The organism is Janthinobacterium sp. J1-1, from assembly GCF_030944405.1.
Lineage (GTDB): Bacteria > Pseudomonadota > Gammaproteobacteria > Burkholderiales > Burkholderiaceae_D > Janthinobacterium.
In genome coordinates this window covers 2,957,928-2,984,050 of the sequence record NZ_CP132339.1, presented here as the reverse complement: position 1 = coordinate 2,984,050, position 26,123 = coordinate 2,957,928, and the positions used below count along the sequence as shown (strand labels likewise).

Sequence of the window (26,123 nt, the reverse complement as noted above, 5' to 3'; positions counted from 1 at the left end):
GAAAATGGCCCTCTGATGGTCTTGCCGGACAAATCGGTGCCGGAAGGCGTGGCGCGCAACCGTTTCCATTTCCCCGAGGAGATGGGCGACGACCTGTATATCAGGGTCATCAACGGCGGCACCGGGATGTTCAACACGCCCGACACCAGCCAGCTGCCGGCGCGGCCGCTGGCCATTTCCGGCCCTCAGGCCGCTTGCGCCACCTGCGTCAGCAGTGCCGTCACTTCGTCCAGCATCACCGGCTTGGTCAGGTGATGCGCCATGCCGGCATGCCGGCTGCGCGCGCGGTCGTCTTCCGTGCCCCAGCCGCTCAGCGCCACCAGGCATGCCTGGTTCAAGGCAGGGTGCGCCCGCAAGTCGCGCGCCAGATCAAAACCGTTCAGATGGGGCATGCCGAGATCGAGAAATACCAGGTCGGGCTGGAATGCCAGCGCGGCCGCGACGGCCTTTGGCGCTTCCAGCACCACGCTGCTGGCATGGCCCAGTTGATCGAGCAGCAACGCCAGCATGTGCGCCGCATCCGCATTGTCGTCGACCACCAGGATGCGCAGGGCGCGCGCCGGCATCAGCGTGGCGTGTGCGCCATCGCCGGCCGCATCCGGCGCCATCTCGGCGAGCATCGGCAGGCGCACGGTAAATACCGCACCGCCACCCTCGCCCGGGCTGGCCACCTCGATGCTGCCGTCATGCATTTCGGCCAGCTGTTTTGCCAGGGCCAGACCGACGCCCAGCCCGCCTTGCGAACGCTCCATGCCGGAATCGACCTGGGTAAACAGCTCGAAAATGCCGGACAACATGGCCGCCGGAATGCCGATGCCCGTATCGCGTACATGGATCAGCACTTCCCGGCCAACGGTTTCCACCGCCAGCGCGATCCTGCCGCCAGGCGGCGTATATTTGGCCGCATTGTTGAGAAGATTGCTGACGATCTGGGCCAGGCGCGTCAGGTCGGCATCGAGCCACACGGCCTGCTCGGGAACGGTGACCGTGAACTGATGACGGGCGGCATCGATCAGGGGGCGGCTGGTATCGATGGCGCTATGGATGACAGCGTCGAGCGCGATGCGCGCGCGCTTGAGCGTGACCATGCCGCGGCTGATGCGCGAAACGTCGAGCAGGTCATCGATGATGCGCACCATGTGGCCCAGCTGGCGCTCCATCATCGTCAGGATGCGCGGCGCCTGCTCGGGCTTGCCGATCCGGAGGATGGACAAGCCGGTCTGGATCGGCGCCAGCGGGTTGCGCAGCTCATGCGCCAGCGTCGCCAGGAATTCATTCTTGTAGCGGTCGGCCTCGACCAGCCGGCTGGCATGGTTGCGCAGGGCCTCGGCCGAGGTATTGCGTTCGATAAGGTCGGCGGCCTGGCGCGCCACGATGTCGAGCAGGCGCAGGTCGCGCTCCGGCGGCTGGTGGCAATGCGTCCAGTGGGTGGTGATCATGCCGACCAGCCGGCCATCGCGCGTCAACAGCGGCGTCGATTGGGCCGAGCGTACACCCGCCTTGCGAAACGCGGCCAGGTCGTCGCTGCCGGCGATGAAGTCGCAGTCTTCGAAGTCCGGCACGATCACCCGCTGGCCCAGGTCGAGCGCCCTGCCGCAGGTGGTGGCCCGTCCCGGATAGACCCACTGCCAGAAGGCGACCGCTTCCTCCTTGAGACCGACATTGGCGATCATCTGCAGTTCGCCACGCAAGGGATCGTAGCGCTGCATGCTGCCGAAATCGGAACGCATGATGACCGTGGCGGCCTCCACCAGATGCTGGTACAGTTCGCCGACGCTGTCCTCATCGATCAGCATGGCGCTGACGCCATGCAGCAAACGCGCATCGAACAGCTCCGCTTCCAGTTCCCGCTTTTGCGCCTCGGCCAGGACCAGCTGCTGGCTCAGTTCGGCCACGCGCAATTCCAGCGCCTGCTCCGAACCGCGCAAATCCGGTGCCTCACGATAGACGACGCTACTGTTCAACATATTTTTCCTTTCGCACCAGTAAATGGTGCCAGCCTCGATTATAGCGGCTGCTGCGGCGCGCCATTCAAGCCTCAGGGATAGCCGGGCCGGCGCATCCGGAACAGGCTGTCCGCCCTGACTTCAAAATAATCGGCCGGACCGCCACCGCGCAAGATCGGTGCGGCCGCCGCCGTGTCGTACACGCCATCGACGAGCAGATGGCGCGCGATATGCACGCCCACCACCTCGCCCAGCACCAGCCAGCTGCCGACACCGTCGCCATTGAGGCCCTGCAGTTCGATGATCTGCGTGCGTCGGCATTCGAACGACACCGGACTCTCCAGCACGCGCGGCACATTGACGATGCGCGAGGCAAGCGGCGTCAGGCCGGCCAGCGCGAATTCGTCCACTTCCGGCGGCGCCGCCGCACAGCTGGCGTTCATCGCCTCGGCCAGCGGCCGCGTGGCCAGGTTCCACACGAACTCGCCGTTTTCCTCGATATTGCGCAAGGTGTCCTTGCGGCCGATACTGGCAAAGCCGATCAGCGGCGGCGTGTAATTGAAGGCATTGAAAAAGCTGTAGGGCGCCAGGTTGAGCACGCCGGCATTGCTGCGCGTGGCGATCCAGCCGATGGGACGCGGCCCGACGATGGCGTTGAAGGGATCGTGCGGCAGGCCGTGGCCCTGCGCAGGTTCGTAAAAATGGCGATCGTCGGTCATGCAATTCCTGTCGTGTGTAATGGGGGCCGGAACGACAGCTTAACAAAATCACCGCCCGGGCGCGTATGGCGCTACCTCGGGTGGCGCCATACGCACACTGTGCGAAAGCGGTTTACAGCGTTGTTGCAAATTTGCATACTGGTGGCACCTTACTTCTGGGAAACATGAAACAGATGAGCACCGTCACTGCGCAAGATCACTTTGTTTTCCAGCGGCGCCGTCAGAGCCGGACCATCGCCGCCCTGGCCGTCTTGCACCTGGCGCTGTTCTGGGCGGTCACGCGGCCAGTACACCAGCGCGTGGAACACGACGGACGCATCTGGCTGCAGCTGATGCCGCCACTGCCGCCAACGAGAGAATCTGTTGCGCCTGCTGAACCCAAGTCCGAGCCTGCGCCGCCGCCCCTGCCGGTGTTCCGTGCCGATCCTGCCATCACGCCATCTGCACCCAAGGCCGCACCCGCCCCCACACCGCAAGACGACGCCCTGCCAGCCGAAGCGGCGCCGGCGGCACCCAGGGCCAGTACCCTTACCCTGGCAGAGCAGGCCCGGCAAGCGGCCGGCGCCATCGACCGCCAGCTGCGCGCCGAACATCCGCAGGAGTTCGTCGCGCCGGCCGATACGCCGCAGACGCGCCTGGCGAAAGGCTTCGCGGAAGCGCATGCGGCGGTCAAGCCAAAATGGCATGAGGCGGCCCGCATCGAGCTGTGGAGCGCACCGAACGACCCCAAGCGCATCTACCGCGTCATCACGGCGGCCGGCGAATACTGCATCTACCTGCCCGACAAGGGCAGCATGTCGCTGAACCTCAGCGCCAGGTCCGGCCATGCCAGTTTTGGCGAAGGCAGGGCGGCGCCCTGTCCGATCAGGTTTTAAGCGTCATGCTCCTGCGGGGTGGCCGCATATTGCTGCGCCCAGGCATGCGCTCCGGCCACATCCATCTGCAAGCTGGCATAGGATTTTTTCAGCAAGTGCTCGGGCAGCGCCCAGTCCCATTTTTCCCTGCGCAGATTGAAGGCGCCCGCCAGCAGTTTCTGCGCGTCAGGCGGCGGCTGGCTGGCAAACGCCCGCAGACATTGCGCGATCCTCTGCTGGCCGGTCTCCTTGGCGAAAATCTCGATCGCAGGTCCCGATACCGAGACGCTCAAGCCGGCCTTGCGCAGCACTGCGGCCAGCGCTTCGTTCTGTTTGTCGCCTAGCCAGGTCAGCAGATAGATATTGCTTCCCATGCTCAGCATCACACGTTGATCCAGGCGACAACGCGCATAGCTGTCGCGCCCCTCCTGCAGCAAGAGAACGGCAGCGGCATCGAGAAAATGCGGCACCGCGGTGCCACGGTACAGGTCGCGCATGCGTTCCCTGATCTTGGCATGCCGGTGCCCTTTGCCGCCGGTAAACACCGGCGCCTTGCCGATCGATGTCTTGCTGACCAAAATGGTTTTACCGTCGTCGTCGATTGTCTCGACACGCCAGGTTTTTCCTGCAAACACGATGTAGTCACCGATCGATACGCTGCTCGACACCGGCAGGGAACCCAGCACGCGGCTATCGCAGACCACGCGATATTCTTCTTCCGCCGCAAACGCGGCATAAAAAGAATAGTGATTGACGATGCGCTCGCCTTTTGCCCCATGCAGCAGCACACCGGATGCGTCCTGCTGTATCAGTTCGAGCTTGCCCATATGGCGCAACATATCGAGAAAATCAGCTTTGTCCAAGGCGGGAAAGGGACCTTGCACACACAGCGTACGATAGGCGTCACCAGCCTGTACGCCGCCACGCTGGGCAATCAGGGACAGCAGTTGCTGGATCAGGGTTGAAAAGTGCAAGCCATCCGTCTGCGGCGGTTCGACCCACTTGTCTTCCAGCAGGCTGACCATCGCAGCGAACGTAAACAGCCCTGTACGCAACTGCACATCGAGGGTGGAATCCTTCATCAACGCCTGTTCCGTGACATAGCCGCGCAAGATGGCCGGTTCGCCGGGGCGTCGCCCGGAACGACCCAGGCGCTGGCGCATGCTGGCCACCGATGGCGGAGAGCCGATCTGGGCAATGCTTTTGACGGCGCCGATATCGATGCCCAATTCCAGCGTATTGGTGCAAATGGCGGTCGCATGGCTAGCCTTGTTCTTGAGCGCCGCTTCGGTTTCTTCCCGTATGTCACGCGACAGGTTGCCGTGATGCGGCCAGAATTCGTTGGCGATATGCTGCTGCTCGCACAGCCGGCCCAGAGCATGGGCGTATTCCTCGACCAGCCCGCGGGTATTCGGAAAGACCAGGTTGTTCGAACCGCGCAAGGTGTCGAACAAATGACGGACGATGGAACTGGTCGTGACGGCGGCAGCATCCTGCTGCTCTGCCGGCAAATGTGCGGGCTCCACATAGCCCTTGATTTCAAGCTGCAGACGCACAGGATCGGCATTCGAATTGATGGTCTCGACCGCGCCACCACCGCGCAGGCGCAAGAATTCGGCCGCCATGCCAAGATCACCCAAGGTCGCGGACAGGCCGACCCGCACCACCTTGCGCCCCACCGCCAGTTCCATGCGCTGCATCAGCGACTGCAGCTGCTTGCCGCGCTCGCTACCGATAAAGGCATGCAGCTCGTCAACCACGATATAGCGCAGCCTGGCAAACAACTGCGGCACCTGGAAGCCGCGATTGCACAGCATCGCTTCGAGCGATTCCGGCGTAATCAGCACCACGCCCGAGGATTGCTTGAAAAAGCGGTTTTTTGACGACGATGAAATATCGCCATGCCAGGGCCAGACGGGAATCTCCAGCTGTTCGCACAGCCGTTCCAGGCGCATGAACTGGTCATTGATCAGGGCCTTGATCGGACTGATATAGATGCACAGGCCGGTGTCCCGGGTATTGGCCAGCAAATGCGTCAGGATGGGAAAGAAAGCGGCCTCGGTCTTGCCGGCGGCAGTAGCGGCGGCAATCAGCACATCGCGGTCGCAGCCGATCAGCGCCGGAATCGCCCGCTCCTGCGCGTCGCGCAAGACGCTCCATTTTTCTGTCCATATCCAGCGCTGGATGCGTACGTCCAGCAAGCTGAATGCGGTCGATGCGCGCTGTTCGCCGGCGGACACGGTCAGATCCGGAAGCCGGCGAAATCTTCGTCCGCTTCCAGCTGGGCGTCGGCTGCGCCGCCGGTATCGGCAAACACATCGACCTGCTCCAGCAACGCTTGCCAGCGTGCCGACGGATTTTGCTCCAGTACCGCCAGCAAGCCGACAAAGGACGTGATGGTGGTACGCGGCGTCCTGAAATAGGCCTCGCCGACGCGCCTTGCGCAATGCTCCATGAAGGCGTGAATCGCTTCGTCAGGCAGGGCGAATTTCTCGGCCACGCCATATGCATGGACGTTGCGCACTTTTTGCAGCAAGACATAAAAATCTTCGGGGGTCAGGCTGGCCAGGCGCAGCACCGGGCCGCTGTAATCGACCAGGCCCGCCGTGGCAAAGGTATTTTCCGCCAGGCGGCTTTGCAATGCGGGATAGCTGAACAGGCCACGGCGCGGATCTTGCAAAAACTCAGGCGTGCCACCCAGGATAAAACCGAGTCCTTCGGTATTGCCCTGCAAGGTGTCATTCAGGATGCGCAGGATTTGCTCGTAGTTGGCATTGCGCGCGGCGGTATTGGCCAGCTTGTACAAATTGACCAGTTCATCGAGACAGACGACAAAGCCCGTAAAGCCCGCCAGGCGCACGAAGCGCGCAAACAGCTTGAGCTGGTCGTAGAACGAGGCATCGTCGACGATGGCCCGCACGCCCAGCGCCTGGCGCGCTTCGGTCTTGGTATTGAATTCGCCGCGCAGCCAGCGGATGGCGTCGGCCTTCAATTGTTCATTGCCCGTCTCAAAACCTTGGTAATACGCGGCAATCACATCGGCAAAATCAAAGCCATTGACCATCTCCGTCAGGTGTTCAAGCTTCTGGCGTATCACCGTTTCGGTCGCCACGCCCTGCGCCGCCGCTTCGGTTTTCGCCGTCGAGACAAATTTCTCGACGATGCCCGTCATCGCGCCGCCATCCGGCTTGGTGCGTGTGGACAGGTTGCGCATCAATTCGGCATACAGCGAGCGCGCCTGCCCACCCGTGGCATGCAGGCGCCGGTCCGGATTCAGGTCGGCATTGGCAGTGACCAGTTTCTTTTCCATCGCCACGGCGCGTATCAGGTTCAGGAAAAACGTCTTGCCGGAACCATACTCCCCGATCACGAAACGGATCGCCGAGCCACCGTCGACAAGCCGGTCCAGATCGGCCACCAGTGTTTCTATCTCATGCTTGCGGCCCACCTGTATCAAGTGCTGCCCGACGCGTGGCACCACACCGGCACGCAAGGACTGGAGGACGGCATCGCGGTCCCTGGGGCGGATAGGTGGCAAACTCATGGCGCGATTCTTTCGTGGATGTCGGGATTGATGTCAATCGGGTCGTTGCCTTCCGAACAAAGGCAGTCGTAGGCGTCGAGGCAGGCTTCATTGAGATGTTCCAGCGCACCGTCGAGCATCATGTCCAGGCTGCGCGCCAGCGCTTCCAGCTCGCTGCGCGGCCAGGACGAACGGGCCAGGAGCTGGCGCATGAATGCCGTGTGCGCCGCATCGAGCCCGGGCACGCCGCCTGACGCAGGCGTACTGGCAGGCACGATTGCCGCAGGCTCGGGCACGGGGTCATCGACGAAAATATTACCTAGCAAAACGGCCAGTTTTTCGTTATCGCTGTGTAATTGGGCTATACGCGCGATATCGAGCGTGACCACGCCGGCAGGGGGGCGGTCGCATACGGTAGCGTGATTTGTTGCCGGTGCCATTGCGCTGCCGTGCAAGGCAACATACAGTTTTTTACTGTCGACATCGAGAAAGGCATACAGCCGCTCCAGCACGGCTACCTCGGCACGCGGCATATGGGCGGCAGTGCCGGCGATGCGCACGATGAACGCGGCGCACGCTTCGCGCGCCGCCTCTCCAGCGGCCGCCACCTTGCGCCGCATCGCAGTAGGCAGCAGCGGTTCTTGCCGCAGCAATCGCGCACGCGCCATCAGCCTGCGCTGTTGCAACGTTGGCAGTTGCGTCCAGGAGGCTATCTGCGCGTCGAGCACCACCAGTTTTTCATCGCTGAACACGTCGTTGAGCTGCGCCTGCATGATCAGCAGTTCCAGCGCCAGCGTGGCAACCGGGTCTTCCACCGGCGCGCCTTTATCGGGGTGGGCGACGGGCATCAGGAACAGCGCCACGACCTGGTCCCCACCATGCTTGCCCGTCGTCGACAGCTCGGGTTCGGTTGCCACTTGCACCGAGGCCAGGGCATTTACCAGTGTGTTCACTATCTCGCTGCTGAGCACCGCTTGCGCATTAAAACGGCTGGCCAGCGACGCCAACGGCAACGCCATGGCACCATCGGCCAATGCCGTCCTGATATCATGCAGAGCTTGCATTGCCGATGGCGGCCAGATGGCCAGCGGCAAATGCACCAGCGCTTCCAGCGCATGGCGTTGTTCGGGAAAACGCCCGACAAAACGGCTATAAGCGTCGAGTTCGGCTGCGCAAGCATCGACGACTTTTTGCAGGAAATTGACGGGGCCATCCATGGTGCGCACATCAGGAACATCGCCTGTCTCGACAACAATCCCCTCGGTGCCTCGCATGGCATAAGACGCTGGCATATACACGCATTTCAGCCTGGTTGCCGTCGGCCGTATCTTGATACGGTCGCCATGCTTGGCAACATACGTCTTCAGAAAGAGCGCGTGGAATTGTTCAGGGCAACGGATGGCTGCCGTACGCAGCATGATGGACGGCTCGTGCTGCACCCAGGCCCAGGCCAGCTGTACCGGAATCGGCTGCTGGTCGGCCACGGCTTGACCGATGGCGAGACGCAGATACATGGGCATCACGGCGCCGGCAGGAAATTCCGGCATCGCTTGCAGATACAACTGCGGCGGCGCCTGTAACAGGTTGACTATTTCCAGAAAGTCGCTACATTGCCTGTGAAATAACGACGATTTTTTCCCATAATGTTTTAACAGACGCAGCAATTCTTTTGCAATCTGCGGCAACTCCGAAGCAAGTGCCTTGTCGAACTTGTAGTCAAGCAGAACCCGGCGTTCCAGGCCAAAGAAAAACAGCCAGATATTCGCGATATCGGCCTCCGGTCCACTACGTCCGTCAGCCAGCCATTTCAAATAGGCACCGCGAGCGCGCGGTGACACGTCGGAATAATTGGGCCAGTCATTGTGGGTATGCGCCTCGTTGTAATCAGCAAGCAGATCGACCGTTTTCAGGGGATCGATCAGGCAGGGATCCGGCGTGCCATATTGTCCTGGCAAGCGTTCTCCGACGTAAACCATGCCTGAAGGAATCGATAAACCGGCAACGGTGACCGCATCATTGCGTGCAAACCAGCGCGCCATGATTGGCTCGGCAGGTGGCGGGGGAATGCGAAAGCCGGCAGCCTCGGAAGAAGAACGCGCGTCATCTGAACTGTATTGCACCATCGATGTCGCCTTGCTCTCGTTAGTGGTTGTTTCTTCCAGCACGCCTGCCGTGCCAGATGCCGCGCATGTCGCACTGATTGTTTTCAACACTTCATCTTGCTCAAATAAAGCGCCATGCTCGCTGGCCCGACGAATCCGATATCGCAGATAAACATACAGTATGCCGGCACACACTGAAATCAGCCCTGCCAGTCTTCCGAAGAACAGCATCAGGAAGACGACAACAATGCCAGCCACCAACGCCAAATAAAAGAGCAAGCCGTGCTGTCGAAAATGCATCAACCGGCTCCCCGTATCCAATCGCGAGTTTCTGGAATTACCTAATTGTTATTTCCAAATGCTAACATGAGTTCGGCAACTTCATGACAGCAATCAATATGCTAGGCTGGCGCAGTATGCAGCTCACGGCACCGCTGCCGCATTGAGCGTCAACTCCATCAGCGCCCCTTTTTCCCACGAGCCTATGGCCACCAATGGCGTACCCGGCAAGAACGCCAGCGCACACGGATAGATGAAAGCCAGCTCCTGCCGCAGTGCCAGTCCGGGCCAGCCATAAAACTCCAGCTTGCCCTTGCCGATGCGCCCTACCGTATCGCCGTCGGGTGACCAGCACAGCGTATTGCCGGTGCCGCCGCCCTGCCCGGCGGGCGTGCTGGCCAACTGCCGGCCATCGGCCAGCGCAAACACCGACAGCTGTTCGAGGCCGTCAACGCGGTGCAGCGCCGCCAGGTAGCGGCCATCGGTCGAAGCGGCAATCGAGCTCAGGCCAGCCAGCGACAGCACGGTGCGGCCGGCGCCGGCCTGCAGGGGCCATTCCCATACGGTGACATAATCGGGCGGCTGCGCCTGCCCTTCTTCCACCGATTTCACGCCGTGCAGGACCAGCAGGCGCTGGCCGCCGTCGATGGCGCTCACGCCGCGCAGCATTTCGCCGCGATGCTCGTGCGCGAAGACGACCTCGCCGGTAGCCGCTTCCCGTACCTGCAGGCGGCCGTTCCAGCCGCCGTCGGCGAGGTATTGTCCGCACGGCGACCAGGCCGGGCCGCTGCCTTCGCCGTCCTTCTTGTTGCGGAAGTTGACGATCACGTCGCCGGACGCGGCGTCGACCACCGCCATCAGGCCGGTGGTGCTTTTCACGGCCAGCCGGCTGCCGTCGGGCGAAAACGCCATGGCCGAACAATGGGGCACCGGCTTGCCGCGCCACAGCTTCTGGCGCGCCGCCACGTCCCACAGGATCAGGTCGTGGCCGAGCACGGCCAGGCGCGTGCCGTCGGGCGAAAACCGCACGCTGTAGGCGCAGCCCAGGTTCAACGGTTTTACCTTCATGGGCGATCCAGGCGATACACGACGCAATCGAGGTCGTAATGTTTTTCCATGCCCGTGTAGCGCATGCCCAGCCTTGTCATGACCTTGATCGAGGCAGCATTATCGGGGTGGGCCACGGCGACCACAAACGGTGCGCCAACCACCTTGAAGGCATGGTCGACGATGGCGGCGGCCGCCTCGCTGGCGTACCCCTTGCCCCATCCCGCGCGCGCCAGGCGCCAGCCGATTTCGTGCGGCTGCGCCTTGTCGCCGGCGATGTGCTGCAAACAGGCCAGAACGACCATCACGTCATCGTCCTTGCGCATCAAGGCCCACCAGGAATAGCCCCACTCGCTCCAGCGCCCCATGATGCGGGCAACGGCGGCGCGCGTGTGTTCTTCCGTCTCGGGCTGGCCGGCATTGAGGTAAGTCATCACTTCAACATCCGAGTTCATAGCGTGCATGGCCTCGTAATGCTGCTCGGTGACGGGTTCGAGGCGCAGCCGCGCCGTATGCAGGATGGTCATGCGCAATTCCTTCAGGCGAAAAAAAACTAGGGCGGCACATTCTGCTTACCTCTCCCGCGGGCACTATTGAAGCGCGTTGCTGTCCAAGGTCGCATGGGAATCTTCCTCAAGGAGAGCGATCATGTCAGGACGTCCTATTCGTGGCGAAGCCGAGTGTCAGTACACGCTGGCACTTCAATGCGCCGACTGCGCGGCATGCGCACAGCGCATGCCGACGACATATACCAAGACCCGCAAGCTGGTGACGATGCATGGGCTGATCCAGCTGCGCTTGCAAATCCGCCGCTGCGAGAATACCCAATGCCCGCGCTTCCATCAGGTCTGCCATCCCGAGGAAGAAGGCCGCTGGGCGTTACCCAAGCAGGAATTCAGCTTCGATGTGGTGCTGCGCGTGGGGCAGTTGCGTTATCGCGAACATCGCTCTTGTCCCGAGATCTTCCAGCAGTTGCGCCAGGAAGGTGTCGACCTGGCCGAACGCAGCGTCTCGAACCTGCTGACGCAGTACGATATTCTGCTCAGCCTGGCACTCGATACCTTGCCCGAACGCGCCACGCAACTGGCTGCCCAGGGACGCGCGATCCTTGCCATTGACGGCCTGCAGCCCGATGTCGGCCATGAGGTCTTGTGGGTGGTACGCGACACGCTGTCCGGGCAAGTGCTGTGCGCGCGCAGCCTGCTGTCATCGGCGCGTGCCGAGCTGCAATGCCTGCTGGCCGACGTGACGGCCGCCCTGCCGGTGCCCGTGGTGGCGGTCGTGTCCGACGGCCAGCACAGTATCCGCCAGGCGGTCGCCGCCGCCCTGCCCGGGGTACCGCATCAGCTGTGCCAATTTCACTACTTGAAGGAAGCGGCGCGTCCCTTGTGGGAGGCGGACCGGCATGCCAAGAAAGAACTCAAGAAACTGGTGCGTGGTGTGCGCCCGCTGGAACGCGTTGCCGAACAACGGCCCGGGCCGACCGGCGAAGTCTCCCTGGGATACTGCGCGGCGGTGCGCAGCGCGCTGACCGATGACGCGCGCGCACCGCTGGTCTTTGGTGGCTTGCGCTTGCACGAACAGCTCTCCGGCATCCATGCCAGCGCGCGGCGCGCCGCGCAAAAAAGGGGGCGCCCACAGAAGTGAACCGCCTGGCCGGCATGCTCGGGCGCGCCCTGAGCAGTACCGCACGATGGTGGCCGCAGGTGGCGCAAGGCGCGGCCTGGGTGCAGGGCGCGAGCGCGATCCTGCGCAATGACGAGGGGCTATCGGCGGATGCGCTGATGGCGCGTTATCGGGACTGGCTCGCGCAAATGGACAGCGCCACGGAGTGCCCCGACCTGCCCGACACCTTGCGCAAGGCCCTGTCGCACTTCGTCAAGGTGAGCGCCAGTTACGGCGGCGATGTGTTCCATTGTTACCGCATTGCCGGACTGCCCCGCACGAACAATGCGCTGGAGCAGGCCTTCGGCAGTCTGCGCTACCACGAGCGGCGCGCCAGCGGTCGCAAGGTCGCTTCGCCTTCTTTGGTGCTCAGTGGCAGTGTGCGCATGCCGGCAGCGCTGTTTACCCGGACCGGCACGGTGACGCGCGACATGCTCGCCGCCGTACCGCAAGACCGATGGCGCGCGACGCGCGCCGACCTGGAGCGGCGTCGCCAGGCGCGCTGCCAGCGCCATCGTTTCCGCAAGGATCCCGCCCACTATCTGGCGGGACTGGAGAAACTGTGCGATGAGCTAAATGTGCTGACCTAGAAAAAAAAGACGATACACGATCGTCTTTTTTTAAGCTACACGAAAGGGAATTACTTGCCCGTTTCGCCTTTCTTGATCCATGCCGCCAGCTGGTGCGGGCGCAGGCCGTCGTAGTCTTCGAACGGCTGATGGATCCATGGGTTGTGCGGCAGCTCTTCCAGGAAGTAGTCGGGACGCACGACGGAGCAGCCTTTCAGCCAGATCACGGCCGATTTGACTTCGGTCACGCCCGGGAAATTGTCTTTCAGGTGGCGCGTGACCTTGTCGAGCGTGACGCCCGAATCGGCCAAATCATCGACCAGCAGGATGCGGCCGGCCAGCGGGCCCTTGGTCATCGTCATGTACTTGGCGATATCGAGGTCGCCCTGGGTCGTGCCCTTGTCTTCGCGGTAGGAACTGGTCGACAGGATCGCCAGCGGCAGGTCGAAGATGCGCGAGAACACGTCGCCGGGGCGCACGCCGCCGCGGGCCAGGCACAGCACCTGGTCAAACTTCCAGCCCGATTCATGGACCTTGAGCGCCAGGCGCTCGATCAGGCGGTGGTATTCTTCCCAGTTCACCCACAGGTGCTGGTCATTGCTTTGTGGCGTAGTCATGATGTTCTGTCTTTATGCTTTGCTTGAAAAAATCCGCCTTGCGGCGGATTGGGGTGCTACGCGTTTATTCGAACGGGTGGCGCAGGACGATCGTTTCTTCGCGATCCGGACCGGTCGAAACCATGTCCACCGGCACGCCGACCAGCTCTTCGATGCGCTTGATGTAAGCGCGCGCAGTCGCCGGCAGGGCCGCCAGCGATTTCGCGCCGACCGTGCTTTCGGTCCAGCCTGGCATCTCTTCGTACACCGGCACGCAGCGGGCCGCTTCTTCGGCGCCCGACGGGAAGATGTCGACCGACACGCCATCGATGGTGTAGCCGGTGCACAGCTTCAGCGTTTCGATACCGTCCAGCACGTCCAGCTTGGTCAGGCACATGCCCGACACGCCGTTGATCTGCACCGAGCGGCGCAGCAAGGCGGCGTCGAACCAGCCGCAGCGGCGGGCACGGCCCGTCACGGTGCCGAATTCATGGCCCACTTGCGCCAGGTGGTGACCGACGCCGGCATCGGTCGGCAGTTCCGACGGGAATGGGCCGGAGCCGACGCGCGTGGTGTAGGCCTTGGTGATGCCCATGATGTAATGCAGCATGCCGGGACCGACACCCGAACCGGCGGCGGCATTGCCGGCCACGCAGTTCGACGAGGTGACGAACGGGTAGGTGCCGTGGTCGACGTCGAGCAGCGAACCCTGAGCGCCTTCGAACAGCAGGTTGGCGCCGGCCTTGTGCGCCGCGTACAGCGCGCTCGACACGTCGGTCACCATCGGACGCAGGCGCGGCACGTAGGCCAGCGCGTCGTCGAGGGTCTTCTGATAGTCGACTTTCGGCGCCTTCAGGTAGTTTTCCAGCACGAAGTTATGGTAATCGAGGTTCTCGGCCAGTTTCTCGGCAAAGCGCTTCTCGTTCAGCAGGTCGGCGATGCGGATCGCGCGGCGTGCAACCTTGTCTTCGTAGGCCGGGCCGATGCCCTTGCCGGTGGTGCCGATCTTCGCATCGCCACGCTTGGCTTCACGCGCCAGGTCGATCGCGGTGTGGTAAGGCAGGATCACGGGCGCCGCGTCCGACACTTTCAGGCGCGAGGCGACTTCGACGCCGATCGCTTCGAGCTTGTCGATTTCGCGCAGCACGTCCGGCACCGACACCACCACACCGTTACCGATGTAGCAGGCCACGCCTGGACGCATGATGCCCGAAGGGATCAGTTGCAGCGCGGTTTTCACGCCGCCGATGACCAGCGTGTGGCCTGCATTGTGGCCGCCCTGGAAGCGCACCACACCCTGGGCGTGATCGGTCAACCAATCGACGATCTTGCCTTTACCTTCATCGCCCCATTGGGTGCCGATGACAACGACGTTCTTTGCCATAATTTTCTTTGACATCACTCAACCTAAGTTTTTAAGAATCCAGCTACTACCATTATCGGCAAGTACCAGCACGCGATCGCACTCGAACTCGTCTTGTTCATTACTGTGACCCGGCAAACTCTGGATCACGACCTCGCCCGCCTTGCGCAACTCGGCGATTTTTTCCTTCAATTCTGGCGCGCTGCCCCACGGCGCGCGGATCGAATGCTTGCGCTCCGCGGTCGGCAACAGGCGCGCCAGTTCGCGCAAATCGAGCGAGAAGCCGGTCGCGGGACGAGCCCGGCCGAACGCTTCGCCGACGTGGTCATAACGGCCGCCGCGCGCAACCGCGTTCGGCAAGCCAGGTACATACAGCGCAAACATCGCGCCGCTTTCATATTGGTAGCCGCGCAGGTCGGCCAGGTCGATCGCCACTTCGGCGCGGCCAAGGGCGGAGCCCGCCAGCGCGGCCAGTTCGGCCAGCGCCTTGAGCACGCCCGGCAATGGCGGCAGCACCTCGCGCGCGCGCGCCAGCACATCGATGTCGCCGTACAGGTTCGGCAAGGCCAGCAGCGCGTCGCGCGTGACCGCATCGTAGGCGGCCGTCAGGGCGCGCAGGCCTGGCGCATCCTTGGCGCGCAGCAGGCTGTAGAGGGCGGCTTCGTCGCGGCCGGCCGCGTCATCCTGCGCAATAATAGCGCGCAACAGGCCGACGTGCGACAGATCGAGGCGCACGCTGTCAAAGCCGGCCAGTGCCAGCGACGCGAGCGCCAGTTCCTGGATTTCGGCGTCCGCTTCCAGGCCGGCATGGCCATAGATTTCGGCGCCGATCTGCAGCGGCTCACGGGTAGCATGCAAGCCCGACGGACGGGTATGCAGCACGCTGCCGGCATAGCACAGGCGGGTGACGGTGGCACGGTTGAGCAGGTGGGCGTCGATACGGGCCACTTGCGTGGTCATGTCGGCGCGCAGGCCGAGCATGCGGCCCGACAGCTGGTCCACCAGCTTGAAGGTACGCAGATCGGTATCCTTGCCGGCGCCGGTCATCAGCGACTCCAGATATTCGAGCAGCGGCGGCATCACCAGTTCATATCCGTACAGACGGAAATTATCCAGCATGAGGCGGCGCAGCTCTTCGATCTTGCGCGCTTCCGACGGCAACACATCGGCAATATTTTCGGGCAAAAGCCAATTCGGCATGAGGGAGCGAGATACGGAAGAAAGTTGAAAAATGCATCAGGCGAGGCAGCGGCGGGCGCGCCAGGCAAGAGGCCGAACCTGATATTTTACGCGAAAAAGTATGGCTTTAGGGATAAGTTGTCGCCACGGCGATAACTCAAGGCAAAAAAACAGCGCTTTTCACCGGCCCGCATGAGCATCGCGGCCATAAAAAAGCGGGGCCGGCATCGCTGCCGGCCCCGCCTGAAGTACTGCCCTTGGATTACTTTTTGGCGGCGCCGGCCGAACCGGCCGAGCCATTGCCCTTAAAGTATTTGAAGAACTCCGAACTCGAATCGACCACCATCACGTCGCCCTTGTCCTTGAACGTGGCGCGGTAGGCTTCCAGGCTGCGGTAGAACTTGTAGAACTCCGGATTGCGGCCAAACGCTTCGGCGTAGATCTGCGACGCCTTGGCGTCGCCCTCGCCGCGCAGCTTCTCGGCTTCACGGTAGGCTTCGGCCAGGATCACGGTACGCTGCTTGTCGGCGTCGGCACGGATCTTCTCGGAATCGGCCGAACCGGTGGAACGCAGCTCATTGGCCACGCGCACGCGCTCGGACTTCATCCGTTCGTACACCGAGTTGTTGATCTGCTCGACGTAGTCGACGCGTTTCAAACGCACGTCGATGATGTCGACCCCGATCGTTTTCGCTTCGGCAGAGACCTTGGCCAGGATCGCCTCCATCACCTTGCCGCGCTGGCCCGAGATCACTTCGCGCACGGTGCGCTTGGTGATTTCATCGTTCAGGGCCGCCTTGACGATTTGCGACATGCGGTTGCGGGCCGGATTTTCATCGCCGCCGAAGCTGCGGAAATACAGGCGCGGATCGGCAATGCGCCACTTCACGTAGGCGTCGACAAGAATGTTTTTCTTCTCGGCCGTGATGAAGCGTTCCGGCTCAGGCGTGTCCAGCGTCAGGATGCGCTTGTCCAGGTACAGCACGTTCTGGAACGGCGGCGGCAGCTTGAAGTACAAGCCAGGTTCACTGATCACTTCCTTGACTTCACCAAGGGCGAAAACGACTGCGTGCTTGCGCTGGTCGACCACGAACACGGTCGAGGAGAGGAGCATGATCGCGATAAAGCCAGCGATCAGGGCGGCTACGATACGGTTCATTAGCGGCTCTCCCGTTCACGCGAAGAGCGGCGCGTATTGACTTCGACTGTCGGCATGGCGTCCTGTGGCAAAACAGTGGTGGTGGCAGGGGCGGCGGCACGCGCGGCAGCGGCGCTGGCGTCGGTCGCGGCCGTCTGGGCGATCAGCTTGTCGAGCGGCAGGTACAGCAGGTTGCTGCCGCTTTTCGCGTCAACCATGACCTTGCTGGCGCTGCTGAACACTTGCTGCATGGTTTCCAGGTACATGCGGTCGCGCGTCACGGCCGGTGCTTTCTGGTATTCGACCAGCACCTGCTTGAAGCGCGAGGCGTTACCGGCGGCGTTCTCGGTCACCATGGCGCTGTACGCTTCGGCTTCTTCCATCAGGCGGAAGGCGGCGCCCCGCGCTTTCGGAATCACGTCATTGGCGTAAGCCTGGCCTTCGTTCTTCTGGCGTTCTCGGTCCTGGCCCGCTTTCACCGCATCGTCAAACGCGGCTTGCACCTGCTCCGGCGGCTGCACCGCCTGCATGGTCACGTTGGTGATCAATGCGCCCAGCTTGTAGCGGTCGACGATCTGCTGCATCAGCGCCTGGGTTTCGTAGGCCACTTTTTCACGGCCTTCATACAGGACGAAGTCCATCTTGCTGCGACCCACCACTTCGCGGATCGCCGTTTCGGCGACCTGGCGCAAGGTGTCTTCCTGGTCGCGGTTCTGGAACAGCCAGTCGACCGGGCTTTTCAGCGTATATTGCACGGCGAACTGGATGTCGATGATGTTTTCATCGTCGGTCAGCATCAGCGATTCGGTGGCCTGCTTGTTGCGCAGCGACTGGCGGTAGCCGACTTCGACCGTGCGCACCTGCGACACGTTGACGGTTTCGTCGGTCTGGAACGGATACGGCCAGCGCCAGTTGAAACCGGCCGGGGTGGTGCGCGCTACCTTGCCGAACGTCATGACGACGCCGTTCTGGCCCTCTTGCACGATAAAGGCGCCGCTGGCCAGCCAGATGAAGACGGCGATCACGCCGACCACGCCGGCGGTAATGCCGGCGCCCTTCATGTCCGGACGCGGACCATTGCCGCCCCCGTTGTTGTTGCCGTTATTGCCGCCGTTGTCGGGACGGTTCTTCTGGCCGAAGAAGGCATTCAGGCGCTGATTGAAATCGCGCCACAGCTGATCGAGATCCGGTGGACCTTCGCCGGGCTTTTTGCCTTCTTGGGCTTTCTTGCCGTCGTCCTTGTTGTTGCCCCAGCGGGGGTCATTCAGGGACAACTTCAAGCCTGTTTTTTTGAGTAGGGAGACAAGCATAACTATCGTGTTCCGACTTTGGAGTGGGTGGAAATACCATCGTCCTGGCCAGCTTCTTCTGGCTGGTCCGGGGCGGCGCCATCATGCAAGTCCTGCTGATCGTCTGCTTCGCCGATCGGCAGGCCGTCCTGTGCTGCATCGTACTGATAGAGGTGGGCCGAACGCGGCGCGCTCTTGGCCATCTCGACGATGGCCTCGCGCAACAGGTCCAGCCCGCTGCCCTTGTGCGCGCTGACGAATACGCGGCTGAGCGTGCCATTTTCATCGCGCTCCACCGAAGGCTCCAGCCCGGCCGCGTCGATCTTGTTCCACACCAGAATTTGCGGAATATGATCGGCGCCGATCTCTTGCAAGACCAGGTTGACCTGCTCGATCTGCTCCATGCGCACCGGCGACGAAGCGTCGACGACGTGCAGCAGCAGATCGGCATGGATGGTTTCTTCCAGCGTGGCGCGAAACGCCGCCACCAGCTGGTGCGGCAATTCGCGCACGAAACCCACCGTGTCCGAGATCACCACATTGCCCACTTCCTGGCCGAGATAGACCCGGCGCGAGGTGGTGTCGAGCGTGGCGAACAGCTGGTCGGCCACATACACGCCGGCCTTGGTTACGGCGTTGAACAGGGTCGACTTGCCGGCATTGGTATAGCCGACCAGCGAGACTGAAAACGTGTGATTGCGGCCACGCGCGCGGCGTTGCGTTTCGCGTTGCTTGTGCAGTTTTTCCAGCCGTGCGCGCAGCGCCTTGACCCTGTCGCCGATCAGGCGGCGGTCGGTCTCGAGCTGCGTCTCGCCGGGGCCGCGCAGGCCGATACCGCCCTTTTGCCGTTCAAGGTGAGTCCAGCCGCGGATCAGGCGCGTGGCCAGATGCTGCAGCTGGGCCAGCTCGACCTGCAGCTTGCCCTCGTGGCTTTGCGCGCGTTGCGCAAAGATGTCGAGGATCAGGCTGGTACGGTCGAGCACGCGCACATTCAGGCGCTTTTCCAGATTGCGCTGCTGTGCGGGCGAGAGGGCATGGTTGAAGATGACGATTTCCAGGCCATCGTTGACGACGGCGTCACCGATCTCGTCCGCCTTGCCGCTGCCGACAAAATAGGCGGAATCGGGACTGGAACGCTTGGCCGTGATGGTGGAAATCGGGTCGGCGCCAGCCGAGCGCGACAACAGCATCAGTTCCTCCATGCTGGCGGCAAAGTCGCTGTGACCGAAGTCAACTCCGACTAGTGCCGCGCGCATGATGGCAACAGACAGGTTGTCGCGAGCGCCGATGCGGATGCATCAACGCCGCTGGCACGGACGCAGGCGATGGAAGGTGAAAGGCGCGGGGCCGTCAAGCTCAACGCTTTACTCCGCTTCGGATTCAATATTGAGATTGACGGCACGGGCCGGCACCACTGTCGAGATGGCATGCTTGTACACCATCTGTGTCACCGTATTGCGCAGCAATACGACATATTGATCGAACGATTCGATATGGCCCTGCAATTTAATGCCATTGACCAGGTAGATCGAGACAGGAACATGCTCTTTGCGTAATGCATTGAGGAATGGGTCTTGTAACAGTTGCCCTTTGTTGCTCATAACAGCTCCGTTTGTTTATGTTGTTGTGTAAGAATTGGAGGCGACTCGCTTGATTTCAAGTGCTCTCACACCTCTCTCACAGAGAAAGATGCGTCACAGCTACTGTAACCTGTTTTCGCGATCGCTGTCGCGCATGGCGCATTAACACTTTATTATTCTGGCGTTAATACCCATGAATGGCAATATTATTTTCTGCTGGCGCCGCATTATTACCGCGGCGCCTTAATTAACGCTTAATGTTACGCCGGATTTATTTGCTCGGCGTGCGTGCAAACGGATTTTTACCGGTACGCAGTTCGATCCGCAATGGCGTGCCGACCAGCGCAAAGGTATCGCGGAAATGCTTTTCCAGATAGCGTTTGTACGGGTCGCCCACGGCGTCGAGCGCATTACCGTGGATCACGATCACCGGCGGGTTCATGCCGCCCTGGTGGGCGTAGCGCAGCTTCGGACGGATCGAACCCTTGCGGCGCGGTTCCTGCTTCTCCACCGCTTCGATCAGGGCCCGCGTCAGCTTCGGTGTCGACAGGTCGCACATGGCGGCCGCATACGCCGCGTTGAGCGACTTCATCAGCGGACCGATGTTGGTGCCCTTCAGCGCCGAAATGAAATGCATCTGCGCGAACGACAGGAAATCGAGCTTGCGGTCGATATCGATCTTGATCTCGTCGCGCTCGTGCGATTGCAGGCCGTCCCACTTGTTGACGGCCACCACCAGCGCACGGCCCGATTCCAGGATAAAGCCGGCGATGTGCGCGTCCTGTTCCGAGATATCCTGCTGTGCGTCGAGCATCAGCACCACCACGTTGGCTTCCGAAATCGACTGCAGCGTTTTCACCACCGAGAATTTCTCGATCGCTTCGAACACCTTGCCGCGGCGGCGGATGCCGGCCGTGTCGATCAGCGTGTATTGCTGGCCGTCGCGTTCGAACGGAATCTCGATCGAGTCGCGCGTCGTGCCCGGCATGTCGAAGGCGATCACGCGCTCTTCGCCCAGCAGGGTGTTGATGAGGGTCGACTTGCCCACGTTCGGACGGCCGACCAGGGCGATCTTGATGCCGCGGTCGGTTTTTTCCAGCTCTTCCGGCTCATCCGGACGCTGTGCGAACGCCAGGTCCAGCATCACTTCGACCAGGTCGTTGACGCCGTCGCCGTGCGCGGACGAGATCGCATACGGATCGCCCATGCCCAGTTCATAGAACTCGGACACCACGGCCGTATAGCGCATGCCTTCGCTCTTGTTGACCACCAACAGGACCGGGCGACCGCTCTTGCGCAGGAAGTCGACGATGGTCTTGTCATGCGGCGTCAGGCCCTGGCGGCCGTCGACGATGAACACCACCACGTCGGCCTCGGCCACGGCCTGCTTGGTCTGCAGTGCCATCTGGTGCATGATGCCTTCCTTGGCGACGGGTTCGAAACCACCCGTATCGATGACCAGGAAGGGACGTTCGCCGACACGGCCTTCGCCATAGTGACGATCGCGCGTCAACCCAGGCAAATCCGCCACCAGCGCATCGCGCGAGCGGGTCAGACGATTGAATAAAGTCGATTTCCCAACATTGGGTCGACCTACTAGTGCAATTACCGGCTTCATTTGTATTACTCGACCGCGAGAGCGGTCACTGTCCCTGATTGGGTTTGAAAAATCAAATTCGAACCTGCAACGAGCGGCACCGAGACGATCGGGCTGCCGTCGGTGCTGACCCGACCTATTAATGCGCCATCTTCCCGTGACAGGAAGTGGATGTAACCTTGATAGTCGCCGATGGCCACGCTGCGGCCATACGATGCGGGCGTGGACAGGCGGCGGCGCGCCAGCGCCTCGTTCTTCCACGCGCCCTGCCCGCCTTCGCGGGCGAATGCCAGCACGGTGCCCTGGTCATCGGCGGTAAACACGAAACGCTGGTCGACCGCCACGCCCACATCGGACGAGACCGGCTTGGTCCAGCGCGGCACGCCCGTGGCGGCGTCGAAACAACCGGCCTTGCCCTGGTACGTGACGGTGCACACTTCGCCTTCGAACACCACCGGCGTGCCGGCGATGTCGGAGACGCGTTCCAGTTCGGTGGCGCCGCGCGGTTCGCTGACCACGGTTTCCCAGCGCACCACGCCGGTGGCCGCCGTCAGCGCCACCAGCTTGCCGCCCGGCTGGGCGACATACACGTTCGTGCCGCCGAGCACCATGCCCGGCGCATTGCGCAGGGTCAGGGCCGGCGTCGTGCGCTGCACCACCCACTTGCGTTCGCCGGTCCTGGCATCGAAACCGAGGATGCGGTTGTCGACGCTGCGCACCACCACCATGCCTTCGCCGACCACCGGCGCCGTCAGCACTTCGCTCGACGCCTGGGCTTTCCACAGTTCCTTGCCATTCGCGTCAAACGCCAGGATCACGCCCTTGACGCCGCCGACCGCCACCACGTTGCCGTCGGTGCCGGGGCTGGAGGTGATGTCGGTGCCGGCCTTGATGCGCCAGGCTTCACGGCCGGTGGCCGCATCGAGGCGCGCCAGCGCGCCATCGGCGTTGACCACGTACAGGCTGCCGCCGGACAGGGCCGGAGTGAACGCATACACGCCCGACTTGCCGATCGAATACTTCCATGCTTCGCGCACGGCCATGCTCGATTTTAACTCGACCAGCTTGGCCGGCTCGGTTTTCGGATCTTTCTTGGCAAACGGATTCCATGACGAGCAACCCGCCATCAAGACCAACAGGCTTGCCGCTACCAGCTTTTCAGTGAGACGCATAAATGTTATCCAACCTTTTTCTTGTACTTGTAAGGACTATCAGGCAGCCGCTGGCGCGGCCTTGGCCTTCTCTTCCGGCACGCTGCCGCCGATCGCTTCCAGTTTCACCTGGATCAGCTGGCGGCCAGGGTTGTTTTTATCGGTCGCGGTGAACGCGGCCAGGTAGGCGGTGCGCGCATCGGCCAGCTTGTTCTGCGCGACCAGGATATCGCCCTTGCGGTCGGCCACGGCGCCGGCAAATTGCGGCACGCTGGCGCCCGACAAGGCTTTCAGGGCGTCGTCGTAGGCTTTTTCATCGAGCAGCACGCCAGCCAGGCGCAGCTTGGCGATCACCTTGTACTCCTCGCTGCCGTGCTCGGCCACCCATTGCAGCTGGGCCTTGGCGGTTTTCAGATCATTCGCGTCGAAGGCCGCCTTGGCCGCGGCCAGGCCGCTCATCTGTGCGTACGCCGTGCCACCGAAGCGCGACTGCATGTCGCCGGCCGCACGTTGGATCTTGGCGGCGTCCTTGGCGGCGATGGCGCCTTGCAGCTCATCGTACAGCTGGCCCGCCTGCGCGGCCTGGGTACGCTGGTAGTACTGCCAGCCGGCCCAGCCGCTGTAGCCGGCCAGCGCCACGATCAGGACCCAGGAGGTCAGGTTGCCATAGCGCTTCCACCATGCCGAGAGGGATGCCAGTTGTTCTTGCTCTTCGTGATCGTATGCCATGAGTCGTCAGTGTAATGAGTAGTGGATCGAGGGGTACGCCATGTTGCCACATCGCTGTGGCAACGTGGTTCAATGATGGTGATGCACATGGCCGCCAGGGCCGTGGTCATGACCGCAATCGTGGTCGCCGATGATCTGGTCGACCACGTAGTCGACGACATCGTCGAACGGCACCGTGTTCTGCTGCGCCGCGCCTTCGGCGTCGCGCAGCGCTTTGACGGTGGCCACATGGTTGGCGACTTCATCGTCGCCGAGGATCACGGCAAACGCCGCGCCGCTGGCGTCGGCCTTTTTCATCTGCGTCTTGAAGCTGCCGCCGCCATTGCTGGCCGCGCAGTGCAGCACCACGTCCAGGCCGGCGTCACGGATGCGCTCGGCCAGCACGAAGGCCTGCAGGCCCGCCTGTTCGCCCTGGTGCACCAGGTAGACGTCGCATTGGGCCGGGGCTTCCGGTTCGGCCGCGTCTTTCATCAGCAGCACCAGGCGCTCGACGCCCATGCCGAAGCCGACGGCCGGGGTCGACTTACCGCCGAACATTTCGACCATGCCGTCATAGCGGCCGCCGGCACACACCGTGCCTTGCGCGCCCAGCTTGTCGCTGACCCACTCGAACACCGTGCGGTTGTAGTAATCGAGGCCGCGCACCAGGCGTGGATTGATGGTGAACGGAATATTGTTGTGGTTCAAAATCTTCTGCAGGCCGTGGAAGTGCGCCAGCGATTCCTCGCCCAGGTACTCCAGCAGTTTCGGCGCGCCATTCACCAGTTCCTGCATGGCAGGGTTCTTGGTGTCCAGGATGCGCAGCGGATTGCTGTGCAGGCGGCGCTTGGCTTCTTCGTCGAGCAGCTCGCTGTGGCTTTCCAGGTAGGTGATCAGGTCGGCGCGGTGGCGCAGGCGCTCGGCCGCGTCGCCGATCGAGTTCAGTTCCAGGCGGATGCCTTCCAGGCCCAGGTCATCCCACAGGCGGCGCGACAGCATGATGATTTCGGCGTCGATATCCGGGCCCGTGAAACCGATCGCTTCCACCCCGAACTGGTGGAACTGGCGGTAGCGGCCCTTCTGCGGGCGCTCGTGGCGGAACATCTGGCCCTTGTACCACAGGCGTTTCGGGCCTTCGTAGACCAGATTGTGTTCGACCACCGCGCGCACCACGCCCGCCGTGCCTTCAGGGCGCAGGGTCAGGTTGTCGCCGTTCATCGAATCGGTGAACGAATACATTTCCTTTTCGACGATATCGGTGACGGCGCCGATGGCGCGCGCGAACAATTTCGTTTCTTCCACGATCGGCGTGCGGATCTGCTGGAAGCCATAGCTTTGCAGCACCGACTGTGCCGTGTTTTCAAACAACTCCCACAGCGGCGCATCGGCCGGCAGCACGTCGTTCATGCCTTTGACGGCGGTGATTTTATCGGCTTTTTTATTTTCGGACATATGTGTTCTTCTTTGCTTTAACTTGATTGTCGGATTACGCCCGGAAGGCTAATCCAACCTACGCGGCAACCGGCGCAGTCTTGCCATAATGGCTTTTTACATACTTCAGGACAATGTCCTGGAATTCCTCGACGATGCGCTCGCCACGCAGGGTGACGACTTTTTCGCCATCGACAAACACCGGCGCGGCCGGCGATTCGCCGGTGCCGGGCAGGCTGATGCCGATATTCGCATGTTTCGATTCTCCCGGACCGTTGACGATGCAGCCCATCACGGCCACGTTCATCGCTTCCACGCCCGGATACAATTTTTTCCATTCCGGCATCTGCTCGCGCAGATAGGTCTGGATATTGTCGGCCAGTTCCTGGAAGGTGGTGGACGTCGTGCGGCCGCAGCCTGGGCAAGCGATCACCATCGGCGCAAACTTGCGCAGGCCCATGGTCTGCAGAATCTCCTGGCCGACGATCACTTCGCGCGTGCGGTCGCCGCCCGGTTCGGGCGTGAGCGAAATGCGGATGGTGTCGCCGATGCCCTCTTGCAGCAATACCGACAGCGCCGCCGTGGAGGCGACGATGCCCTTGCTGCCCATGCCCGCTTCGGTCAGGCCCAGGTGCAGCGGGTAGTCGCAGCGTTTGGCCAGCTCGCGGTAGACGGCGATCAGGTCCTGCACGCCGGACACCTTGCACGACAGGATGATCTTGTCGCGCGCCAGGCCCAGCTCTTCGGCGCGCACGGCGTTTTCGATCGCCGAGGTCACCAGCGCTTCATACATCACGGCTTGCGCCGGCCATGGCTCGGCGCGGCCCGCGTTTTCATCCATGATACGCGCCAGCAGGGCCTGGTCCAGGCTGCCCCAGTTCACGCCGATGCGCACCGGCTTGTCGTAGCGGCAGGCCGCTTCGATCATCTGCGCGTATTGCGTGTCGCGCTTGGCGCCCTTGCCGACGTTGCCCGGATTGATACGGTACTTCGACAGCGCGCGTGCGCAATCGGGATAGTCGTTCAGCAGAGTGTGGCCGTTATAGTGAAAGTCCCCTACCAGCGGCACGTCGATGCCCATCTTGTCGAGCTGGTCGCGGATATACGGCACGGCCATCGCCGCTTCGGGCCGGTCCACCGTCAAGCGCACCAGTTCCGAACCGGCACGCGCCAGTTCCTTGATCTGGATCGCCGTGCCGATGGCGTCGGCGGTATCGGTATTGGTCATCGACTGCACCACCACGGGGGCGTCGCCGCCCACCCAGATCTGGCGCTGGCCGTGGGCGACCAGCACCTTGCGGCTGTCGCGCCGGCCGGACGGGCCGGAGCCGATCGCTGTATTCGAGGTAGCCATATTCATAGTCTTGTCTTGTTGAACGAGTTACTT

The 26,123-nt window shown here is 62.3% G+C and carries 22 protein-coding genes; 3 read left to right on the top strand and 19 right to left on the bottom strand.

Annotated features, from left to right (window positions below; translation table 11 throughout):
* Positions 1–15: 15 nt before the first annotated feature.
* Positions 16–255 carry a hypothetical protein gene (locus Q8L25_RS13510; protein ID WP_308925311.1) on the top strand — a complete coding sequence of 80 codons (240 nt, stop codon included), beginning with the start codon at positions 16–18 and terminating at the stop codon, positions 253–255.
* On the opposite strand, the gene Q8L25_RS13505 is transcribed toward Q8L25_RS13510, so the two are convergent.
* The gene (locus Q8L25_RS13505) at positions 186–1,967 is read right to left on the bottom strand and encodes an ATP-binding protein (protein ID WP_308925310.1); all 1,782 of its coding nucleotides are present in this window, start codon (positions 1,965–1,967) and stop codon (positions 186–188) included. The genes Q8L25_RS13510 and Q8L25_RS13505 overlap by 70 nt on opposite strands.
* A gap of 71 nt (positions 1,968–2,038) precedes the next feature.
* On the bottom strand, positions 2,039–2,665 hold the full coding sequence (locus tag Q8L25_RS13500; RefSeq protein ID WP_308925309.1) for a flavin reductase family protein: 627 nt from the start codon (positions 2,663–2,665) through the stop codon (positions 2,039–2,041).
* A gap of 173 nt (positions 2,666–2,838) precedes the next feature.
* Between Q8L25_RS13500 and Q8L25_RS13495 the strand changes: the two genes are divergently transcribed.
* The gene (locus tag Q8L25_RS13495; RefSeq protein ID WP_308925308.1) at positions 2,839–3,540 is read left to right on the top strand and encodes a hypothetical protein; all 702 of its coding nucleotides are present in this window, start codon (positions 2,839–2,841) and stop codon (positions 3,538–3,540) included.
* Here the strand turns inward: Q8L25_RS13495 and Q8L25_RS13490 are convergent.
* From Q8L25_RS13490 to Q8L25_RS13470, 5 genes are all read right to left on the bottom strand, one after another.
* On the bottom strand, positions 3,537–5,759 hold the full coding sequence (locus Q8L25_RS13490) for a DEAD/DEAH box helicase (RefSeq protein WP_308925307.1): 2,223 nt from the start codon (positions 5,757–5,759) through the stop codon (positions 3,537–3,539). The two genes, Q8L25_RS13495 and Q8L25_RS13490, sit on opposite strands and share 4 nt — an antisense overlap.
* Positions 5,760–5,761: 2 nt before the next feature.
* The gene (locus Q8L25_RS13485; protein WP_374694270.1) at positions 5,762–7,063 is read right to left on the bottom strand and encodes an ATP-binding protein; all 1,302 of its coding nucleotides are present in this window, start codon (positions 7,061–7,063) and stop codon (positions 5,762–5,764) included.
* Positions 7,060–9,444 (bottom strand): TerB N-terminal domain-containing protein, encoded by a 2,385-nt coding sequence (locus Q8L25_RS13480; RefSeq protein WP_308925306.1) that lies wholly within the window; start codon positions 9,442–9,444, stop codon positions 7,060–7,062. Before Q8L25_RS13480 ends, Q8L25_RS13485 begins: the two co-directional genes overlap by 4 nt.
* A gap of 123 nt (positions 9,445–9,567) precedes the next feature.
* Positions 9,568–10,491: a WD40 repeat domain-containing protein gene (locus Q8L25_RS13475; RefSeq protein WP_308925305.1), complete on the bottom strand. Its 924-nt coding sequence runs from the start codon at positions 10,489–10,491 to the stop codon at positions 9,568–9,570.
* Positions 10,488–10,997, bottom strand: a complete 510-nt coding sequence (locus Q8L25_RS13470; RefSeq protein WP_308925304.1) for a GNAT family N-acetyltransferase — start codon at positions 10,995–10,997, stop codon at positions 10,488–10,490. Before Q8L25_RS13470 ends, Q8L25_RS13475 begins: the two co-directional genes overlap by 4 nt.
* A gap of 208 nt (positions 10,998–11,205) precedes the next feature.
* Here Q8L25_RS13470 and Q8L25_RS13465 point away from each other — a divergent pair.
* Positions 11,206–12,725, top strand: a protein-coding gene (locus Q8L25_RS13465; RefSeq protein ID WP_308925715.1) for an ISNCY family transposase whose coding sequence is annotated in 2 segments (ribosomal slippage) — positions 11,206–12,097 and positions 12,097–12,725 — 1,521 coding nt in all. Because the reading frame shifts where the segments join, the coding sequence is not laid out codon by codon here.
* A gap of 50 nt (positions 12,726–12,775) precedes the next feature.
* Here the strand turns inward: Q8L25_RS13465 and Q8L25_RS13460 are convergent.
* The 12 genes from Q8L25_RS13460 to ispG form a co-directional block, all read right to left on the bottom strand.
* Complete coding sequence (locus Q8L25_RS13460) at positions 12,776–13,321, bottom strand: phosphoribosyltransferase family protein (RefSeq protein WP_308925303.1); 546 nt, start codon at positions 13,319–13,321, stop codon at positions 12,776–12,778.
* Between the two features lie 64 nt (positions 13,322–13,385).
* Positions 13,386–14,699: an adenylosuccinate synthase gene (locus Q8L25_RS13455; protein WP_308925302.1), complete on the bottom strand. Its 1,314-nt coding sequence runs from the start codon at positions 14,697–14,699 to the stop codon at positions 13,386–13,388.
* Positions 14,700–14,702: 3 nt separating this feature from the next.
* Positions 14,703–15,863, bottom strand: coding sequence for an ATP phosphoribosyltransferase regulatory subunit (locus Q8L25_RS13450; protein WP_308925301.1), 1,161 nt, complete (start codon positions 15,861–15,863; stop codon positions 14,703–14,705).
* A 241-nt stretch (positions 15,864–16,104) separates the two neighbouring features.
* Positions 16,105–17,001: a protease modulator HflC gene (gene hflC, locus Q8L25_RS13445; RefSeq protein WP_308925300.1), complete on the bottom strand. Its 897-nt coding sequence runs from the start codon at positions 16,999–17,001 to the stop codon at positions 16,105–16,107.
* A complete protein-coding gene (gene hflK / locus Q8L25_RS13440) occupies positions 17,001–18,290 on the bottom strand; it encodes an FtsH protease activity modulator HflK (RefSeq protein WP_308925299.1) in 1,290 nt (429 codons plus the stop codon). Before hflK ends, hflC begins: the two co-directional genes overlap by 1 nt.
* 2 nt (positions 18,291–18,292) lie before the next feature.
* Positions 18,293–19,525, bottom strand: a complete 1,233-nt coding sequence (gene hflX, locus Q8L25_RS13435) for a GTPase HflX (RefSeq protein ID WP_308925298.1) — start codon at positions 19,523–19,525, stop codon at positions 18,293–18,295.
* A 108-nt stretch (positions 19,526–19,633) separates the two neighbouring features.
* Entirely contained in the window at positions 19,634–19,870 is a 237-nt protein-coding gene (gene hfq, locus Q8L25_RS13430) for an RNA chaperone Hfq (protein ID WP_008450615.1), read from the bottom strand.
* Between the two features lie 250 nt (positions 19,871–20,120).
* Positions 20,121–21,467 (bottom strand): ribosome biogenesis GTPase Der, encoded by a 1,347-nt coding sequence (der, locus tag Q8L25_RS13425; RefSeq protein WP_034752028.1) that lies wholly within the window; start codon positions 21,465–21,467, stop codon positions 20,121–20,123.
* A gap of 5 nt (positions 21,468–21,472) precedes the next feature.
* Positions 21,473–22,618 carry an outer membrane protein assembly factor BamB gene (gene bamB / locus Q8L25_RS13420; protein WP_308925297.1) on the bottom strand — a complete coding sequence of 382 codons (1,146 nt, stop codon included), beginning with the start codon at positions 22,616–22,618 and terminating at the stop codon, positions 21,473–21,475.
* A 39-nt stretch (positions 22,619–22,657) separates the two neighbouring features.
* The gene (locus Q8L25_RS13415; protein ID WP_308925296.1) at positions 22,658–23,326 is read right to left on the bottom strand and encodes a tetratricopeptide repeat protein; all 669 of its coding nucleotides are present in this window, start codon (positions 23,324–23,326) and stop codon (positions 22,658–22,660) included.
* A gap of 69 nt (positions 23,327–23,395) precedes the next feature.
* The gene (gene hisS / locus Q8L25_RS13410) at positions 23,396–24,757 is read right to left on the bottom strand and encodes a histidine--tRNA ligase (RefSeq protein WP_308925295.1); all 1,362 of its coding nucleotides are present in this window, start codon (positions 24,755–24,757) and stop codon (positions 23,396–23,398) included.
* 58 nt (positions 24,758–24,815) lie between these two features.
* Complete coding sequence (gene ispG, locus Q8L25_RS13405; RefSeq protein ID WP_308925294.1) at positions 24,816–26,090, bottom strand: flavodoxin-dependent (E)-4-hydroxy-3-methylbut-2-enyl-diphosphate synthase; 1,275 nt, start codon at positions 26,088–26,090, stop codon at positions 24,816–24,818.
* Between the last annotated feature and the right edge of the window lie 33 nt (positions 26,091–26,123).